At 69.3% G+C, this 1596-nt stretch carries 1 protein-coding gene; it reads right to left on the reverse strand.

The window, feature by feature from the left end; genetic code table 11:
* Positions 1-231: 231 nt before the first annotated feature.
* Positions 232-1121 (reverse strand): IS5 family transposase gene (locus P3T37_RS36940; RefSeq protein WP_280728345.1). Its coding sequence is split into 2 segments (ribosomal slippage): positions 232-767 and positions 767-1121, totalling 891 coding nucleotides; the frame shifts between segments, so codons are not numbered across the junction.
* Positions 1122-1596: the final 475 nt, after the last annotated feature.

Consider the following 1596-nt stretch of genomic DNA (forward strand, 5'->3'; position numbering starts at 1 on the left):
TGCAGCGGCAACGGATTGACGGCGTCGGCGCGCGGCTGCGCCGGGGCGGGTAGCTCGGCCTGGGCGCGTGGCCCGGCCGGCACGTCCTGCTCGGCGGTGGCGGTGGTGGTCTCCACGGCGGTGGTTCTCCTTCGTGTGCCGGGTGGTTCGGGGAGGGTGGCTGGGCGGCGGGCGGCCTCCCCAGGAGGTCGGGGAAGGCCGCCGGCCTGCTAGGCCGTGTCTGACAAATGATCACCTGGCCGGTTCGCGGAGCCAGAGGATCAGGGAGGCCAGGACGAGTCCGGCGCGGTAGCGGTCGGCGAGTTTGTCGAATCTGGTGGCGATCGCGCGGAACTGCTTCAAGCGGGAGAAGCATCGTTCGACCACGTTGCGCTCGCGGTAGGCAGTCCGGTCGAAGGCGGGTGGCCGACCGCCGAGGGCTCCGCGCCGTTGGCGGTTGGCGGCCTGGTCTCGGCGTTCGGGGATCGTGGCGACGATACCCCGGCGCCGTAGCAGGTGACGGATCGCCCTGCTGGAGTACGCCTTGTCGCCCAGCACGCGACCTGGTGTCGTGCGGGGCCGGCCCGTCGTGGCGCGCGGGATGCGGATCCCGTCGAGGGCCTGGACGAACGTGGTGGCGTCGTTGACGTTGCCGGGCGTGAGCACGATGGACAGCGGCAGGCCCCGGCCGTCGACGGCGAGGTGGACCTTGGTGGTCAGCCCGCCTCGGGACCGGCCGAGGGCCTGGCGCGCCTGCGAGCTGCCCGGATCTTCCAGTTCGTCCCCGTCTGCGTCCCCTTTTTGCGGGCGCCGGCCGCATGTTGGTGGGCGCGGTTGATCGTGGAGTCGATCGAGACGGTCCATTCCACCCGGCCCACCGCGTCGTCGCGGACCTGGACGTGCTCCAGCAGTTTCGCCCAGGTGCCGTCCGCCTCCCAGCGGGCGAACCGCTCGTAGACCGTCTGCCACGGCCCATACCGCTCAGGGAGATCACGCCACGGAGCCCCGGTCCGAAGCCGCCACAGCACCCCGTTGACCACCTGCCGGTGATCACGCCACGGACGTCCACGCCCATCCACCTGCGGCAGCAGGGGCTCTATCCGCTCCCATGCCGCATCCGTCAGCTCACCTCTGCCAGCCACAAGATCAATTATGGGCGGAGTCCTGGCCCTGATCGGGCGCGGGGGTCGGCACGAAGATACTCAGTCGGTAGGTGGTCGGCTGGACCAGGCGCCCACAGAACGTGTCCATCCGCACCGTCGTCCAGTCGATCTGCCTGTCCGTCGCTCGGAGACGGCGGACGTGGGCGTGCCACGCCGACTCGTCCTGGGTCTCGAAGAGCACCTCCCAACGGCCCGCGTCGGGCGCGAAGCGAGCGACAGCCCGTCGCCTATCGTCCTGCTGCTGACGCTTTCTCTTCCTCTGCCCTGACACCAGCTCAGCATCGCTGGCCCCCACCACCACAGCAAGACCAATACCGATCGCCCAAGACCAGAACACCGCTGCTTATTTGTCAGACACGGCCTAGTACTCCAGTGAGACTTCTCCATTTGCCCTGGTCAAGAGCCTAGTGGCGGGGAGTTTAGCGGGGCTGGCGCGTGGGTGGGACGGGTTTGA

Source organism: Kitasatospora sp. MAA4 (assembly GCF_029893355.1).
In the GTDB taxonomy this organism is placed as follows: Bacteria; Actinomycetota; Actinomycetes; order Streptomycetales; family Streptomycetaceae; genus Kitasatospora.